The 17451-nt window shown below is 63.6% G+C and carries 14 protein-coding genes; 7 read left to right on the top strand and 7 right to left on the bottom strand.

The annotated features are described in order from the left end of the window. Positions 1 to 185: 185 nt before the first annotated feature. From AC1RQ5_RS26355 to AC1RQ5_RS26340, 4 genes are all read left to right on the top strand, one after another. A complete protein-coding gene (locus AC1RQ5_RS26355; RefSeq protein WP_398480738.1) occupies positions 186 to 374 on the top strand; it encodes a hypothetical protein in 189 nt (62 codons plus the stop codon). Positions 375 to 766: 392 nt separating this feature from the next. Then, entirely contained in the window at positions 767 to 1702 is a 936-nt protein-coding gene (locus AC1RQ5_RS26350; RefSeq protein ID WP_493202914.1) for a glycine--tRNA ligase subunit alpha, read from the top strand. Next, the gene (gene glyS / locus AC1RQ5_RS26345) at positions 1702 to 3816 is read left to right on the top strand and encodes a glycine--tRNA ligase subunit beta (RefSeq protein ID WP_493202912.1); all 2115 of its coding nucleotides are present in this window, start codon (positions 1702 to 1704) and stop codon (positions 3814 to 3816) included. Before AC1RQ5_RS26350 ends, glyS begins: the two co-directional genes overlap by 1 nt. A gap of 291 nt (positions 3817 to 4107) precedes the next feature. Beyond that, on the top strand, positions 4108 to 5202 hold the full coding sequence (locus tag AC1RQ5_RS26340; RefSeq protein ID WP_493202910.1) for a hypothetical protein: 1095 nt from the start codon (positions 4108 to 4110) through the stop codon (positions 5200 to 5202). Between the two features lie 236 nt (positions 5203 to 5438). On the opposite strand, the gene AC1RQ5_RS26335 is transcribed toward AC1RQ5_RS26340, so the two are convergent. Further along, a complete protein-coding gene (locus AC1RQ5_RS26335) occupies positions 5439 to 5804 on the bottom strand; it encodes a DUF1236 domain-containing protein (RefSeq protein ID WP_398484373.1) in 366 nt (121 codons plus the stop codon). 250 nt (positions 5805 to 6054) lie between these two features. Between AC1RQ5_RS26335 and AC1RQ5_RS26330 the strand changes: the two genes are divergently transcribed. Next, a complete protein-coding gene (locus tag AC1RQ5_RS26330) occupies positions 6055 to 6213 on the top strand; it encodes a DUF3096 domain-containing protein (protein WP_398484371.1) in 159 nt (52 codons plus the stop codon). Positions 6214 to 6331: 118 nt separating this feature from the next. After that, entirely contained in the window at positions 6332 to 9310 is a 2979-nt protein-coding gene (gene ppdK, locus AC1RQ5_RS26325; RefSeq protein WP_493202907.1) for a pyruvate, phosphate dikinase, read from the top strand. An 868-nt stretch (positions 9311 to 10178) separates the two neighbouring features. On the opposite strand, the gene AC1RQ5_RS26320 is transcribed toward ppdK, so the two are convergent. The 6 genes from AC1RQ5_RS26320 to AC1RQ5_RS26295 form a co-directional block, all read right to left on the bottom strand. Continuing rightward, positions 10179 to 10691, bottom strand: a complete 513-nt coding sequence (locus tag AC1RQ5_RS26320) for a MaoC family dehydratase (RefSeq protein ID WP_493202905.1) — start codon at positions 10689 to 10691, stop codon at positions 10179 to 10181. 129 nt (positions 10692 to 10820) lie between these two features. Beyond that, positions 10821 to 12263: a homospermidine synthase gene (locus tag AC1RQ5_RS26315; protein ID WP_398481114.1), complete on the bottom strand. Its 1443-nt coding sequence runs from the start codon at positions 12261 to 12263 to the stop codon at positions 10821 to 10823. Positions 12264 to 12393: 130 nt separating this feature from the next. Next, positions 12394 to 12780, bottom strand: coding sequence for a RidA family protein (locus AC1RQ5_RS26310; protein WP_398481103.1), 387 nt, complete (start codon positions 12778 to 12780; stop codon positions 12394 to 12396). A gap of 53 nt (positions 12781 to 12833) precedes the next feature. Next, positions 12834 to 13424, bottom strand: a complete 591-nt coding sequence (locus AC1RQ5_RS26305) for a GNAT family N-acetyltransferase (protein WP_398481101.1) — start codon at positions 13422 to 13424, stop codon at positions 12834 to 12836. A 217-nt stretch (positions 13425 to 13641) separates the two neighbouring features. Then, positions 13642 to 14784, bottom strand: a complete 1143-nt coding sequence (locus tag AC1RQ5_RS26300; RefSeq protein WP_493202904.1) for a type III PLP-dependent enzyme — start codon at positions 14782 to 14784, stop codon at positions 13642 to 13644. Positions 14785 to 15640: 856 nt separating this feature from the next. After that, positions 15641 to 16534 carry an AraC family transcriptional regulator gene (locus tag AC1RQ5_RS26295; RefSeq protein WP_493202902.1) on the bottom strand — a complete coding sequence of 298 codons (894 nt, stop codon included), beginning with the start codon at positions 16532 to 16534 and terminating at the stop codon, positions 15641 to 15643. Positions 16535 to 16673: 139 nt separating this feature from the next. Between AC1RQ5_RS26295 and AC1RQ5_RS26290 the strand changes: the two genes are divergently transcribed. Next, the gene (locus tag AC1RQ5_RS26290; protein ID WP_493202901.1) at positions 16674 to 17441 is read left to right on the top strand and encodes an SDR family NAD(P)-dependent oxidoreductase; all 768 of its coding nucleotides are present in this window, start codon (positions 16674 to 16676) and stop codon (positions 17439 to 17441) included. The last annotated feature ends 10 nt before the right edge of the window (positions 17442 to 17451 follow it).

The following is a 17451-nucleotide window of genomic DNA, read 5'->3' as shown; positions in this document are numbered from 1 at the left end:
CCTTCGCTCTGCGAGCTTCGGCGGACAAGTCGCGGCTCCTCAGGATGAGGGGTGAGTATGTGGCGCGCTCAGGATGAGGGTTGCGTGTGGGAGAGGGTCGTTCGTCCCGCAAATCGCCATTGTTCCGCGCCAGCAGTTGAGCGAGATTGCGGGGAAGGGGGCTCGTCATGAGCAAGGATGTTAAAATGCCGCCGCTGGTCGCCATTGCGGGTGCGCTCGGAAGCGCTGCCGTGGTTCGCTGGGCCTATCGCACCGTGAAGCGCGTCAATCAGGAGCTGGATGCGGCCCGTCAGGCCCGCATGGCCGAGACCACCACGCCCGAAGCCAAGACCCTCCGCCGCGATCCCGCCACCGGCGCCTATCGGCCTGGATAAAAACGCTGGCCTCTCCGTTACCTCTCCCCACCGGGGAGAGGTCGCGCGCTGTTCGCGCGCGGGTGAGGGGGCTTCCACAAACTCTGCCGCCCGCGGCTCCCCCTCACCCGCCCGGCTGCGCCGGTCGACCTCTCCCCGGTGGGGAGAGGTCAGAAAACAAGAAAAAGCCGGCCGAGGATGGGCATATCCTCATGGCCGGCTGCATTCTTGGAAGTTCTCTTGGGGTTCGGCACATCAACGCGCTGTGGCCCGCTTTCGTTCCGCCCTGCGGCGTATCGCCTTGATTCCACAGGCCTGCGTGGATACGGTCCGCGCGCTTCGATCCGCCCTGAAACTCTGGGGCGAATCTGACCGCGACATCCCGAAAAACCGGCCCGGATATATCCAAGACCATGACGGACTCCCTGCCTCCGCATATGCGCCCGGAACGCTCGTTCCAGGGTTTCATTCTCGCTCTGCAGCGGTTCTGGGCCGAGCAGGGCTGCGTGATCCTGCAGCCCTATGACATGGAGATGGGTGCCGGCACCTTCCATCCCGCCACCACGTTGCGCGCCCTCGGCCCCAAGCCCTGGAAAGCCGCCTATGTGCAGCCATCGCGCCGGCCGAAGGATGGCCGCTATGGCGAGAACCCGAACCGGCTGCAGCATTACTACCAGTTCCAGGTGATCATGAAGCCGTCGCCGGCCAACCTGCAGGACCTCTATCTGCAGTCGCTGAAAGCCATCGGCATCGACACCGCGCTGCATGACGTCCGCTTCGTCGAGGACGACTGGGAAAGCCCGACATTGGGCGCCTGGGGCCTCGGCTGGGAGTGCTGGTGCGACGGCATGGAAGTCTCGCAGTTCACCTACTTCCAGCAGGTCGCCGGCGTCGAATGCGCCCCTGTCGCGGGCGAACTGACCTACGGCCTCGAACGCCTCGCGATGTATGTGCAGGGCGTCGACCGCGTCTATGATCTCAACTTCAACGGCCGAGATGGCGCCGAGAAGGTGACCTATGGCGATGTCTTCCTGCAGGCCGAGCAGGAATATTCACGGCACAATTTCGAACACGCCGATACGGCGATGCTGTTCGAGCAGTTCAAGATGGCCGAAGCCGCCTGCAAGAAATATCTCGATGCAGGCTGGAAGGGCGACAAGCGCGAAGAACATCTGATGGCGCTGCCGGCCTATGACCAGTGCATCAAGGCCAGCCATGTTTTCAATCTGCTCGATGCGCGCGGCGTGATCTCGGTCACCGAACGCCAGAGCTACATCATGCGCGTCCGCGAACTGGCCAAAGCCTGCGGCGAAGCATGGGTGCACACCGAAGCCGGAAGCGCAGCCTGATGCCCGATCTTCTCCTCGAACTGTTCTCCGAAGAAATCCCCGCCCGCATGCAGGCGAAGGCTGCGGAAGACCTGCGCCGCATCGTCACCGACAAGCTGGTCGATGCCGGCCTCGTCTATGAAGGGGCCAAAGCGTTTGCGACGCCGCGCCGTCTTGCGCTCACCGTGCATGGCATTCCGGCGCGCCAGCCCGATCTCAAGCAGGAGCGCAAGGGCCCACGCGTCGGCGGCGCCGAAGCCGCGATTGCCGGCTTCCTGAAGGCGACCGGCCTCAATTCGCTCGACGAAGCAAAAATCCAGCGCGATCCCAAGGGCGATTTCTACATCGCGCTCACCGAGAAGCCCGGCAAGCCGGCGGTGGATGTGCTGGCCGAGATCCTGCCGATGGTGATCCGCACCTTCCCGTGGCCGAAGCAGATGCGCTGGGGCGAGGCATCGGTGAAGTCGAGCGCGCTGACCTGGGTGCGTCCGCTGCATTCCATCATCGCCACCTTCGGCATCGAGACTGAAGAGCCGGAAGTCGTGAAATTTGATCTCCCCGGTGTCAGCGTCGGCCAGACCACACGCGGTCATCGCTTCCTCGCGCCCGATGCGTTCGAGGTACGCCGCTTCGACGATTACGTCGCCAAGCTGCAGCAGGCCAAGGTCGTGCTCGATCCCGAGCGCCGCAAGGAGATCATCCTTGCGGATGCCCGCCAGCTGACTTTTGCGCAGGGCTATGAGCTGGTCGAGGATCCCGCGCTGCTCGATGAAGTCTCCGGCCTGGTCGAATGGCCCGTGGTGCTGATGGGCTCGTTCGATGCGGACTTCCTGTCGATCCCGGATGAGGTGATCCGCGCCACCATCCGCGCCAACCAGAAGTGCTTTGTGGTGCGCGATCCCAACACGGGCAAGCTCACCAACAAGTTCATCCTCACCGCGAATATCGAAGCGAGTGATGGCGGCGCCGCCATCATCGCCGGCAACGAGCGCGTCATCCGCGCGCGGCTGAGTGATGCGAAGTTCTTCTACGAGACCGATCTGAAGACGAAGCTGGAAGCCCGGCTGCCGAAATTCGATCAGATCGTGTTTCACGAGAAGCTGGGTACACAGGCGGCGCGCATCAAGCGTATCGAACGTTTGGCCGGCGAACTCGCGCCGTTGGTTGGCGCCGATGCGGCGAAGACCAAGCGTGCCGCACAGCTTGCCAAGGCGGACTTGCTGACCGAGGTGGTCGGCGAATTCCCTGAGCTGCAAGGTTTGATGGGTAAGTACTACGCACTGGCGCATGGCGAAGATGCGGCTGTCGCGGCTGCGAGCGAAGAGCACTGGAAGCCGCAGGGGCAGGGCGATAGCGTGCCCAACGATCCCATCAGCGTTGCGGTGGGCCTTGCCGACAAGCTCGATACGCTCGCCAGTTTCTGGGCGATGGATGAGAAGCCGACCGGTTCGAAGGATCCGTTCGCGTTGCGCCGCGCAGCGCTCGGCGTAATCCGCCTCGTGCTGGAGAACAATCTCCGCCTCTCGATGACCAAGGCTTCGCAGTCTGGCGTCGATGGTCTGCTCGCGACCAGCGCCGGCAAGACCTTTGCCGATACGCAGAAGGTCCCATCCGATCTCCTCGCCTTCTTCGCCGATCGCCTCAAAGTCCAGCTCCGTGACCAAGGCGCGCGTCACGATCTCGTCGATGCGGTGTTTGCGCTTGGTGGTCAGGACGATTTGTTGATGGTGGTCCGCCGCGTCGAGGCGCTCGGCAAGTTCCTCGACAGCGATGACGGCAAGAACCTGCTTGCCGGCACCAAGCGCGCCAACAACATCCTCACCATCGAGGAGAAGAAGGACAAGCGCAGCTTTGACGGCGCGCCGCATGCGTCGCTGTTCAAGCTCGACGAGGAAAAGGCGCTGGCCAAGGCGATCGCCGAGGTCGGTCCGGAAGCGAGCGCTGCGGTGGCCAAGGAAGACTTTGCCGGCGCCATGGCGGCGATGGCAAAACTGCGCCCGGCGGTGGATGCGTTCTTCGACAAAGTGAAGGTCAATGACGACGACGCGGCGGTGCGCGAAAATCGTCTGAAGCTGCTGGGCGAGATCCGTGCCGCCACGCGTGCGGTGGCGGATTTCTCGAAGATCCAGGATTGACGATCGGGGCGCTCGCGCGCCCCGATCGTCATCCCGGGGACGGACCGGCGCCAAAGGCGACGGGACGGAGCCCGGGATCTCGGCGTGTTCATCGCATCTCCTTACTCGCTCGATAGATGCGTTGAACACACCGAGATTCCGGGTTCGCGCGTTCCGCGCGCCCCGGAATGACTGGACAACACTCGGAAATATCCCGACACCTCCAGCAACATTAACCTTCCCTTAACCATCCCCTGAAAAAGTCCGCTCCCATCAACGGTTTGTTAACCGTGCCATGGAGCGCGCCTGCGCATGACGTCGGTCAATACCGGTCTCAATCCTTACGCGAATTACGGTTCGGCCTATGCCCGTGCTGCGGCCACGGCCGCGCCCTCCCTGGCCAATGCGCTGAACGCCAATGAGAGCGCGTCGTCATCGTCATCTGCCGCGACCAACCTGACGCTCTCGGATGCAGCCCGCGCGCAGCTTGCGGCATCCGGCGACACCAAGAGCATCGCCACCGTGATCGCGGATACCCGCACGGCACTGGACGGGCTCTACACCGCGGCCAAGGTCAAGGGCCCGTATGATGCGAGCGGCAAGCTCACCGTCGATCTCGCCTCGCTCGATCGTCGCGCACTGTTTGCGGTCTCCACCAACAATGGCGGCGGCTTCACCGCCGACGAGCAGAAGGCCGCGAGCGCCGAGCTCACCAGCCGCCTCAACGCCGCACTCGCGCCGGCTGCCGGCACCACCAAACTGACAGGCAATTTCGCCGGCCTCTACAAGGCCGCAGCGGATTATCTCGACGCAGCCAGTCCCGAAGAAAAAGCCACCGCGCTCTGGGCCGCACAGCGCGATGCCGTTGCCAAGGGCGTGCAGGCGACGACCCAGACACCGGACAAGGCGCCGTCGGGCATCGCCAATGATCCCGTCGCCACTTTTCTCGCGCAGCCCGATGATGCGCAGTCGGTGAAGAGCATCGGCGATGTCGCGAAAGCGGTGCGCGCCGCGCTCGATGCGCAGGCCAAGGCCGCGAAGGACAGCGGCAAGGGCGAACTGGTCTACGACGCCGCGCGAAAAACCGGGCAGATGGCCGATCTCTCCGCCATCGACAATCGCTCGCTGTCGGCGATGTCGCTCAATCAGGATGGCCTGTTCTCGCAAGAAGAGAGCTTTGCCGCCAAGCAGACGCTCGATGCGCGTAACCGCGCGAGCATCCTCGACGCGCTGCAGGCGAGCCAGAAAAGCGGCGATCCCGCGCAGCTCAGCCTCGGCATTCTCAATGTGTATTCCGGCATGAGCGCGGAGGAGCGCACGGCGTCGAACTGGACGCCGGCCTTCCGCGACAATGCGGTGGCCGCGTATAAATCGACGAATAATATTCTGTCGATGCTGAAGGGCTAAGCCGCTTCCAACACACTCTTCCCTCATCCTGAGGAGCCGCGCAGCGGCGTCTCGAAGGATGGCGACGGAGCTGTGCATCTCATGGTTCGAGACGGCGCTGCGCGCCTCCTCACCATGAGGGCACGGAATGTGGGCGCCCAAAAGAAAAGCCCCGCCCGGCAGGGGACACCGGGGCGGGGCTTCTTCGTCCGGTCGCTCATCGGAAAGCGCCCGAACGAATTTCGCACTCAACTATCTTAGTCGATCACCTGCACGATGCGGCGCGATCGTGGCTCGACCAGCACGGTCTGTCCGTTCACCACCGTGTAGCGATAGGGCGTGGTCGCCACTGATTGCGGCACGTCGTAATAGGTCACGCCGGCTTCCGGCAGGGTCGAGCCCACCACGACGCGCTCGTCCACCGTGAAGGTCGGCACGCGTTCACGCACCACATATTCGCGGAACGCCGGTCGCTCCTGCACCGTGATGCCATCGGGGTCGTTCTGGTCGACGATCACACGGTCACCACCGGCGACGCCGACCGTCACGCCCTGGGCCTGTGCCGCAAGTGGCATTGCCATCGTGCCCATGAGGGCGGCTGCTGCAATCAGTGTCTTACGCATTGTCGTCTCCTTCATAGCCAATGTCCGGCTTGCTTCGCCGACGAGATGTCCAGCCATCGTTTGAATTCCCACGGTCGGCCAATGCCCGCCGCCAGCGATCGTTCCGGAATTTTTGGGGACATGGCGCCGGTTTTTGATGCATTGCAGCGATGCAACCGGGAACCCATTGATGCCCGGCGCGTCTTTATGCTGCTACTCCCCCGCGGCGCGCAGGGCGCCGAATCGCATCACAGCACCCGGAGATCCCCCCATGACCATCACGGCAGCTCACATCCAGCCGATTGTCGCACTCATCGCTGGTGTCCTGATTCTGCTGATGCCGCGCCTGCTCAACTTCATCGTCGCGATTTATCTCATCTTCATCGGCCTGGTCGGCCTCGGCGTCTTCAAGCTGCTGAAGATCGGCTAATTTACGCCACGCAATTCCGTAACAAGCTACCGGCGCCGTCGCTTGCACCACATCGCCTAAACGTGGTGTAAGGCGGTTCCTTCCCGTCTCCATCCTCTCGCCGGATCGATTGAGAACCATGGCCAAAACCGCATCCAAGTCCAAGAAGGCTGTCAAGCAGGCTGCCAAGCAAGCCGCGAAGTCCAAAGCTGCCGTCAAGGCTGCGCCCGCCGCCCGCAAGGCATTGAAGGCGCCCGCGAAATCGAAGGCGCCGGCCAAGGTTGCCAAGCCCGCCGCCAGGAAGGCCGTTGCCAACAAGGTGGTCGCGAAGGCGCCGGTGGCGAAGAAAGCGGTTGTGGCCAAGGCTTCCGCAAGCAAGGCACCGGCCAAGGCGATTGCCAAGAAGGTCGTCGCCAAGCCGGCGTCCGATCTCGGCAAGGCCGGCAAGTGGGTCTATTCCTTCGGCGGCGGCAAGTCCGAGGGCAAGTCGGAGATGCGCAACCTGCTCGGCGGCAAGGGCGCGAACCTCGCGGAAATGGCGAATCTCGGCCTGCCGGTGCCTCCGGGCTTCACCATCCCGACCTCAGTCTGCACCTATTACTACGACAACAAGAACACCTACCCGAAAGAGTTGAAGGCGCAGGTCGAGAAGGCGCTGGAGACCGTCGGCAAGATCACCAAGAAGACCTTTGGCGATAACAAGAACCCGCTGCTGGTCTCGGTCCGCTCGGGCGCCCGCGCCTCGATGCCGGGCATGATGGACACCGTCCTCAATCTCGGCCTCAACGACGTCACTGTCGAAGCGCTGGCCGAACTCTCCGGCGACAAGCGTTTCGCCTATGACAGCTATCGCCGCTTCATCACCATGTATTCCGACGTGGTGCTCGGCTTCGATCACCATCACTTCGAGGAAATCCTCGACACCTACAAGGACAACAAGGGCTATTCGCTCGACACCGATCTCGACGGTGACGACTGGGTGCACCTGGTCGGCAAGTACAAGGAAGCCGTCGCCCGCGAGACTGGCAGCGATTTCCCGCAGGATCCGCATGCCCAGCTATGGGGCGCCATCGGCGCCGTGTTCTCCTCCTGGATGAACCAGCGCGCCATCACCTATCGCCGTCTGCATGACATTCCGGAGAGCTGGGGCACCGCCGTCAACGTGCAGGCCATGGTGTTCGGCAATATGGGCGACACCTCGGCCACCGGCGTCGCCTTCACGCGCAACCCGTCCACCGGCGAGAGCAAGCTGTACGGCGAATTCCTGATCAATGCCCAGGGCGAGGACGTCGTTGCCGGCATCCGCACGCCGCAGGACATCACCGAGGAAGCCCGCATCGAGAGCGGCTCCGACAAGGCGTCGATGGAATCGGCGATGCCGGAAGCCTTCAAGGAGCTGACCCGCATCTACAAGCAGCTCGAGAAGCACTACCGTGACATGCAGGATCTCGAATTCACGGTCGAGCAGAACAAGCTCTGGATGCTGCAGACCCGCAACGGCAAGCGCACCGCCAAGGCCTCGATCCGCATCGCGGTCGAACTCGCCAATGAAGGCGTGATCTCGCAGAAGGACGCGGTCACCCGCATCGATCCGGCCTCGCTCGACCAGCTGCTGCACCCGACCATCGATCCCTCGGCCGAACGCGACGTGATCGCCACCGGTCTGCCGGCCTCGCCGGGCGCCGCCTCGGGCGAGATCGTGTTCTCGTCCGATGAAGCCGCCAAGCTGCAGGCCGATGGCAAGAAGGTCATTCTGGTTCGCATCGAGACGTCGCCGGAAGACATTCACGGCATGCACGCCTCGGAAGGCATTCTCACCACCCGCGGCGGCATGACCTCGCATGCGGCGGTGGTCGCGCGCGGCATGGGCAAGCCCTGCGTCTCCGGCACCGGCGCCATCCGCGTCGATTACGGCCGCGGCACCATGACCATCGGCGGCCGCGTCTTCAAGACCGGTGACATCATCACCATCGACGGCTCCACCGGCCAGGTGCTGGCCGGCCGCATGCCGATGATCGAGCCGGAACTGTCGGGCGAATTCGCAACCCTGATGGGCTGGGCCGACAAGGTCCGCAAGCTCAAGGTCCGCGTCAACGGCGACACGCCGGAAGATGCGCGCACCGCCATCAAGTACGGCGCCGAAGGCATCGGCCTGTGCCGCACCGAGCACATGTTCTTCGAAGAAACCCGCATCCGCACCGTGCGCGAGATGATTCTGGCGGAAGACGAGCAGGCCCGTCGTGCCGCGCTCGCCAAACTGCTGCCGATGCAGCGCGCCGATTTCGTCGAGCTGTTCGAGATCATGCATGGCCTGCCGGTCACCATCCGTCTGCTCGATCCGCCGCTGCACGAATTCCTGCCGCACACCCAGGGCGAGATCGAGGAAGTGGCGCGCGTCATGAACGCCGATCCGCGCAAGCTCGCCGATCGCGCGCGCGAACTGTCGGAATTCAACCCGATGCTCGGCTTCCGCGGCGTGCGTCTGGCTATCGCCTATCCGGAAATCGCCGAGATGCAGGCCCGCGCGCTGTTCGAGGCGGCCATCGAAGCTGCCAAGCGCACCGGCGATGCCGTGGCGCTGGAAGTGATGGTGCCGCTGATCGTCAGCAAGGTGGAGTTCGACCTCACCAAGGCCCGCATCGATGCGACCGCTGAAGCCGTTACGAAGGAAACCGGCGGCAAGCTCAACTACACCGTCGGCACCATGATCGAGCTGCCGCGCGCCTGCCTGCTGGCCGGCGAGATCGCCGAGACCGCGGAGTTCTTCTCCTTCGGCACCAACGATCTCACCCAGACGACGTTCGGCATCAGCCGCGACGACGCGGCGAGCTTCCTCGGCACCTATATCGCCAAGGGTATTCTGGAGATCGACCCGTTCGTGTCGGTGGACCGCAGCGGTGTGGGTGAACTCGTGAAGATCGGCGTTGCCCGCGGCCGCAAGACGCGTCCGAACATCAAGGTCGGCATCTGCGGTGAGCATGGTGGCGATCCGGCCTCGGTGGCGTTCTGCCATCAGATCGGCCTGGACTACGTGTCGTGCTCGCCCTACCGCGTGCCCATCGCCCGTCTCGCTGCGGCGCAGGCGGCCCTGGGCAAGGAAATCGCCAGCCAGGCGTGAGCCGGGGTGGGATGGAATGAGTTTGAAGCGGCCGGGTGAAAACCCGGCCGCTTTTGTTTGAGCATCGACGCGCCGACGCCCATGGCATCCCTCCCTCAAGCCGCGAAGCGGCGCAGCGGGGAGGGTGGCGCGTAGCGCCGGGTGGGGCGCCCCACGTGACGTCGCGCTTGTGGAAACACCCCACCCGTCACGTCTCCTCGCTTCGCTCGTCGCCGCGCCACCCTCCCCGCTGCGCCGCTTGGGGGAGGGAGAAGAAAGATCGCCGCTCGCGCGAAAATGTTCCTATTTCGTTCTTGACAAAATTCCCATCGTCGCCATACTCCCTCCCGTCTTGTTCGGTGAGGGGCGCTTCATGAGGCGTCATTGAGCGGAACATGGATGCGGCGCCTGCGGGCCGGGGGAGGACGTATCCCCCAGCACTCGGGTGGTCGAGGGTCACCGTCCGGGCCCACTACGGGGCCCTGCCGCTAGCGCGGCTGGACGTGGTGCGGGCGAAGGCGGAGAAATCCGTCGGATGACTCCCATTGTGGAGTGCCCAGTACCCGGAAGAACGGTCCTTCGACTGAAAAAACGTCGCGGTGGCGCGCCGTAAGGCGTTGCGCTTCTCAGGTTTGCTGGCGATCCAGCAGGCAGGAGCAGCGTTTAGTCCACAAAAGTGCGCCTTGCGGCGTGCCACCTCCCCTCATGTCTTTGAGGGGAGAAATGCTCACACCTCGGACGCGCAAGCGCCGCGAGACTGTAGATGCTCGTTTTGTAGGATGGGTTGAGCGAAGCGAAAACCCATCAGCGGAGTTTGCCGCACGGTTGGCTGATGGGTTATCGCTCCGGCGCGTCGCGCCTCCGCTCAACCCATCCTACAGGTCGAATTCTACTCCGCGTTCGGATCGATCATCGCCACCGTGATCCAGTGCGCTTCAAGCGCCGGCTTCTTGATGCCTTCGACCTCGACCACGGAGTCCCAGGCCGACTGGATCGACACGGCGCGTTCGGTCAAACCCACCAGCCGAAATTTGCCACGCACGCGCGCGCCGGCTTTCACCGCGCTGTTGAAGCGCACGCGATCGAAACCGTAATTGACGCCCATGCGCGATCGCTGCACGCCCGGCATCGCGTCAAAGGCCAGCGTCGAAAGCAGCGACAGCGTCAGAAAGCCATGCGCGATGGTGCCGCCGAACGGCGTCTCTTTCGCGCGGTCGGGATCAACATGGATGAACTGATGGTCATGCGTGGCGTCGGCAAAGGTGTTGATCATGGACTGATCGACCACGACCCAGTCCGACACCAGTTCGTCGCCATTCAGGAGCTTGCGATAGTCATCCAGCGGAATGAGTTTGGCGCGGATGGCTTCGAGCTGCGCGGTCGCTCGTTCTGCGTATGACACGGTGTGCGTCCTCGAAAATCGAATATAAGCCGTAGGGCGGATGAGCGAAGCGTAATCCGCCGGCCGAGTCCACAACTGAAACTCCGCTGGCGGATGACGGCTGCGCCTCATCCGCCCTACGGCTCAATTTTACCAGCCCTGAACCAGGATGTTCTTGAACTGCCACGGATCGCTCGTGTCCAGCTCTTCCGGGAACAGGCCCGGACGGCCTTCGAGCGGGGTCCAGTCGGTATAGTAACCCTTCACCGGGCCGAGATAGGGCGTCTGGATTTCCAGCAGGCGGTCGAAATCCATTTCGTCGGCCTCGACGATGCCTTCATTCGGATTTTCCAGCGCCCACACCATGCCGCCGAGCACGGCAGAGGTTACCTGCAGCGCCGTGGCGTTCTGATAGGGCGCCAGCGCACGTGTCTCCTCGATGGAGAGCTGCGAGCCATACCAATAGGCATTGTTGTCGTGGCCGAACAGCAGCACGCCTAGTTCGTCGATACCGTCGACGATTTCGTCCTCTTCGAGGATGTGATGCTTCTCCTGCATCTTCGCCGCGCGGCCGAACATCTCGTGCAGCGACAGCACGGCATCGTCGGCCGGGTGATAGGCGTAATGGCAGGTCGGGCGATAGACCGCGTTGCCGGCGGCGTCGCGCACCGTGAAGTAATCCGAGATCGAGATCGACTCGTTATGGGTGACGAGGAAGCCATATTGCGCGCCGCGCGTCGGGCACCAGGTGCGTACGCGGGTATTGGCGCCGGGCTGCATCAGATAGATCGCAGCGCCGCAACCGGCTTCGTGGGTCTTGGCGTTTTCCGGCATCCACTTCTCATGGGTGCCCCAGCCGAGTTCCGACGGCTGCACGCCTTCGGACAGAAAACCTTCCACCGACCAGGTGTTGACGAACACATCCGGCTCTTTCGGATTCTTCGAACGCTGGGTGTCACGTTCGGCGATGTGGATGCCCTTGATGCCAGCCTGGCGCATCAGGTCGGCCCATTCGGCCTTGGTCTTCGGCTTCGGTGCGTTGAGCTTGAGGTCGGCGGCGACGTTGAGCAGCGCCTGCTTGACGAAGAACGAGACCATGCCGGGATTGGCGCCGCAGCAGGACACGGCCGTGGTCGAGCCGGGCTTGCGCGCCTTCTTGGCGGCCAGCGTGTTTTCACGCAGCGCGTAGTTGGAGCGCGCTTCCGGGCCCTTGGAGGCGTCGAAATAGAAGCCGAGCCATGGCTCGTTGACGGTGTCGATATAGAGCGCGCCGATCTCGTTGCAGAGCTCCATGATGTCGGTGGAGCCGGTATCGACCGAGAGATTGACGCAAAAACCCTGGCCGCCGCCTTCGGTGAGCAGCGGGGTCAGGAGTTCACGATAGTTCTCCTTGGTGACGCCCTGCTGGATGAAGCGCACGCCCTGCTGTTCGCAATGCGCCTTGCGGCCTTCGTCCTTGGGATCGAGCACGGTGACGCGCGACTTGTCATAGTCGAGGTGGCGCTCGATCATCGGCAGCGTGCCTTTACCGATGGAGCCGAAGCCAACCATGACGATGGGGCCGGTGATCTTCGCGTAGATCGGATGCGTCATCGAATTCTCTTTCTCTTTCGTCATTCCGGGATGCGCCTCTTCGGCGCAGACCCGGAATCTTTTCATGATGGGATTCCGGGTTCGCCGCTGGCGCGGCGCCCCGGAATAACGGTGTGTGGCCTGTACGGCCTTACGAGCGACGCTTTGCCGTCACTTCGATTTCGACCTTCATCTCTGGCCGGTAAAGTCCTGCGACCACGAGCAGTGTTGCAGCCGGGCGAATCTGGCCGAGATGTTCGCCGCAGACGATGAAGACGGCGTCCGCATCCTGGGCGCTGGTGATGTAATAGGTGGCGCGGATGATGTCGGCCATGGCGAAGCCGGCTTCCTCCAGCGCGTTCCTGATCGTCTTGAAGCAGTTGTATGTCTGCGCCGTGACATCGGTCGGCATGATCATGGTTGTGTAATCATAGCCGGTGGTTCCGGCGACAAAGCAGAAATCGCCATCCACCACTGCGCGGCTGTAACCGGCGAGCTTTTCGAACGGCGATCCCGAAGAAATCAGTTGGCGCGTCATGGCTGGCTCTCCTGCAGAGATGAGCCCCGCAATGCCGGTTCCTGGCCGTCAAATCAAGCCGCGTGGGCGAATGGCTGGAACCCAACCTCTGCACGACGGACCCGCTTACCGCTCGGCAGGATGATGCCCCGTGCGCGATCCAGCGCATCCGGCTTCAGTTCGAGGCCGAGCAGGCGCTCGCGCTCGAACGGGCCGGGCAGCGCAAGCGTGTCCATGCGGTCCGGCGTGAAACCGAAGCGGGCGTAGTAGGGCGCGTCACCAAGCAGCAGGATGGCGCCGTGACCGCGTGCCGCAGCTTCGGTGATCGCATGCTTCATGAGCGCCGCACCGATGCCGAGAGCGCGCAGTGCGGGATCGACGGCCAGGGGGCCGAGCATGAGTGCTGCTCGGCCCCCGGCATCGACATGCCAAAGCCTGATCGTGCCGACCAGCCGGCCCTCGAAATCCACCGAGAAGGCGAGGCCTTCTGCGGGCAGTCGTCCGTCACGCAGTCGCTGGCAGGTGCGGGCATGGCGCGAGGCGCCGAAGCACACATCCAGCAGGGCTTCACGGGCGGCGATGTCGGAGCCGGTTTCCGCGCGGATCACGAACGGAGCGGCTGCGATGGTCGGGGCGATGATGTTGGTCTCGTGCAGATCGGTCATGGCATGTGTCCCCACTCCGCGTGGTGCGCGGAGTGTTGTCATTCCGGTGAGTGACGGGTTTTCCTTCTCCCCGCTTGCGGGGAGAAGGTGGCGCCGCGCAGCGGCGACGGATGAGGGGGCTCTCCACTTGCTCGGAGCGAGTGGAGAGCCCCCTCACCCGGATCCGAGCTACGCTCGGCTCCGACCTCTCCTTGCAAGCGGGGAGAGGTAAGAAAGATCAGATATGATACGTCCGCAGCGGCGGGATGCCGTTGAAGGCGACCGCCGAATAGGTCGACGTATACGCCCCGGTGCCTTCGATCAGCAGCTTGTCGCCGATCTCCAGCGTGACGGGCAGCGGATACGGCGCCTTCTCATACAGCACGTCGGCCGAATCGCAGGTCGGGCCGGCGAGCACGCAGGGCGCCATGTCCGCGCCGTCATGCGGGGTGCGGATCGCGTAGCGGATCGACTCGTCCATCGTCTCGGCGAGACCGCCGAACTTGCCGATGTCGAGATAGACCCAGCGATTGTCGTCCTCGTCGCTCTTCTTCGAGATGAGCACGACCTCGGTCTCGATGATGCCCGCATTGCCGACCATGCCGCGGCCCGGCTCGATGATGGTTTCCGGGATCGCATTGCCGAAGTGCTTGCGCAGCGCACGGAAGATCGAGCGGCCGTATTGCAGCACGGGCGGCACGTCCTTCAGATACTTGGTCGGGAAGCCGCCACCCATATTGACGAGGGTGAGGTTGATCCCGCGCTCGGCGCAGTCACGGAACACGGACGAGGCCATCGCCAGCGCGCGGTCCCATGCCTTCACCTTGCGCTGCTGCGAGCCGACGTGGAACGAGATGCCGACCGGCTCGAGGCCAAGACGCTTGGCGAGATCGAGCACGTCGACGGCCATTTCCGGATCGCAACCGAACTTGCGCGACAGCGGCCATTCGGCGCCGGCGCAATCATACAGGATGCGGCAGAACACCTTGGCGCCCGGTGCGGCGCGCGCAACCTTCTCGACTTCCGGCGCGCAATCGACGGCAAACATGCGAATGCCGAGCGCTGCGGCGCGCGCGATGTCGCGCTCCTTCTTGATGGTGTTGCCATAGGAGATGCGGTCCGGCGTGGCGCCAGCGGCCAGTGCCATCTCGATCTCCGCCACGGTGGCGCAATCGAAGCACGAGCCCATGGATGCCAGCAGCGACAGCACTTCCGGCGCCGGGTTGGCCTTCACCGCGTAGAACACGCGGGAGTCCGGGAGCGCCTTGGCAAAGGTCTGGAAATTGTCGCGCACGACGTCGAGATCGACGACCAGGCACGGCTCGGTATCGAGACCCTCATTGCGGCGTGCGCGGAGGAATTCCTGGATACGTTCGGTCATAGCACTCTCCCGACGCCCTTCGCGAGAAGGGGCGCAAATAGATGCGTCAGTCCGATGCTTTCCGGCGACGTCACGCGATGGAGGCGCAACGAGCCAAAACGCTCGGATCAAACTGTGCTGCCGTGGATTGGTTGGGAGATTTCCCGCCCGCACACCTGGCAATGAAGGACAAGCCTTTTCAGTAGCCCGCGCCGGCGTTGGACTGCCGGTAGAGACCAAAAAAGCCCGATCCGTCGTTGCTTTAAGTCGCGTCCCCCGTTGAGAACGAGGTGCGCCGGTTCGCCTCCGGCTGCCAGTCACGGTTGCAAAGAGCAAAGTTGCCTTCAACGGCATCCCTGGAGAGAGATGCTGGCCTCTCGCAATATCTCTGGAAGAGATTTTCGAGCGACCCTCGGCTTCTTCGCCCCTTGGCGGCTGTCCGGCCTCTTGTCCGGATACCTACCGACTGACACACGACCACAGGCACGTGCGAAATTGGGCAAGACCGCAAATAGGTTCTTTGGCCCCCCTCCGCAACAACTTTTTTGGGTGAGGGGGCAATTTTATCGACGCGGGGTCGAGGCGTTGCAAAGAGGTCGCACTGAGTGCTGGGAAGATGAACAAACATTAACGGCGGAAGCGCGTTTGGGCCTAGCCGGCAAGTAGTTTGCAACGATTCCTTGTCGGAGATGTGAAGTATCAAAGTGAGCGCTGCGGAGGATGGTCGCATGCTCATATTCCACTCCAGCCCTCATCCTGAGGAGCGTGCAAAGCGCGCGTCTCGAAGGATGGCCGCACACTCGGGCCAGGCGAACTCATGGTTCGAGACGGCGCTACGCGCCTCCTCACCATGAGGGATTGAGTGCAGGCCGGCAAGCTACGCTGCGCTCTCCGCCCAGCTCCGTGCCGCCTCGGCATCGCGCGCAGGCGGAGTACCGAACATGCGGCCATATTCGCGCGTGAATTGCGAGGCGCTCAGATAGCCGACGGCGAAAGCGGCGCTGCTGGCCGTCGCGCCTTCGGACATCATCAGCCGACGCGCCTCGATCAGCCGCAGCTGCTTCTGGAATTGCCGTGGCGACAGCGAGGTGACGCTGCGGAAATGTTCGTGGAAGGAAGATGGGCTCATGCCCGCCGCAGCGGCGAGACGTTCCACCGGCAGGGTTTGCGCGAACTCATCGCGGAGGATCGATACCGCGCGCGTCACGCGCTGGACGTGGCTATCCCGCCAGCCGAGCCGGCGGATCGCTGCACCATGGCGACCGGTGAGCAGCCAGTAATGCAATTCGCGGACGAGCTGGCCATGCAGCACCGGGACGGATTCCGGGCGATCGAGCAGCCGCATCAGCCGCAGCGCGGCGTCACTGACTTCGCCGTCCGTGGGCTCGTATCGCACGGCGGCATTGTCAGCGACGGGCGCCGTCTTCATCTGCAGCGAGAGCTCAGCGATGACCGCGGGATCGAGATGCAGCACCAGCGAGAGATAGGGCTCGGAGGCGCTGGCGGAGGTGATCTGGCTCACGGTCGGTGCGTCCGCCGTGATCAACAGGCTGTCACCGGCATTGAAGGTGAAGGTCTTGGTGCCGATGGTCACCAGCTTGGTCCCCTGCAGCACCAGGCAAACCAACGGGCTGACAATGGCATGGACCAGCCCGGTCGGCGCGAGGGAGCGGATCGTGGTCAGGCCGGGCACGGGCGTTTGGGCAAGCCCGGTGGCATCGGTGTGGGCCTCGACATAGCGGCGGACGGCAGCGAGCAGGTTTTCGGTCATGCGGCATCCTAACTCATCCTGGGCCGGCTGGCTTGGCTATTGGAGGATTAGGCAAGAAACGCCGAGGTTCCGGTAACGACGGTCGGGCAGGGCCGCCGTATTTCAAGGCACCCCAACACCTCACAGAGGAGTACTCACGATGACCATCACCAGCAACAAGATCGCCCTCGTCACCGGCGCCAGCCGCGGCCTTGGCCGCAATACGGCACTCAGTGTCGCCCGCCACGGCGGCGATGTCGTCATCACCTATCAAAGCCGTGCCGAAGAGGCCCAGGCCGTGGTTGCCGAGATCGAGGCGCTTGGCCGCAAGGCCGTGGCGCTGCAACTCGACACCGGCGATGTCGCCAGCTTTGCCGGCTTCGCCGAGCGCCTTCGCGCGGCGCTGAAGACGACATTCGGCCGCGACACGTTCGACCACCTCGTCAACAATGCTGGGCATGGTGACTACGCATTGATCGCAGATACGACCGAAGCGCAGTTTGATCGGCTGGTGGACGTCCATTTCAAGGGCGTGCTGTTTCTCACCCAGGCGCTGCTGCCCGTGCTGGCCGATGGCGGGCGCATCGTGAATCTGTCGACGGGCCTGACGCGGGTGTCATTCCCCGGCTACGGCGCCTATGCGGCTGTGAAGGGTGCTGTGGAAGTGCTCTCGGTCTATATGGCGAAGGAGCTGGGCAGCCGCGGTATCGCTGTGAATACGGTGGCACCGGGCGCGATCGAGACCGATTTCGGTGGCGGCGCGGTGCGCGACAATCCGGAGATCAACAAGGTCTTCGCCGACATGACGGCATTCGGCCGTGCTGGTGTGCCCGACGATATCGGCCCGATGATCGCGGGCCTGTTGTCAGAGGACAATCGCTGGGTGAATGCGCAGCGGATTGAAGTGTCGGGTGGTCAGGGTATCTGATCGGGGAGTC

The organism is Tardiphaga sp. GW821-FHT12E02 (assembly GCF_058807155.1).
The sequence above is the reverse complement of the archived record's forward strand: the minus strand, read 5'-3'. Positions and strand labels throughout refer to the sequence as shown.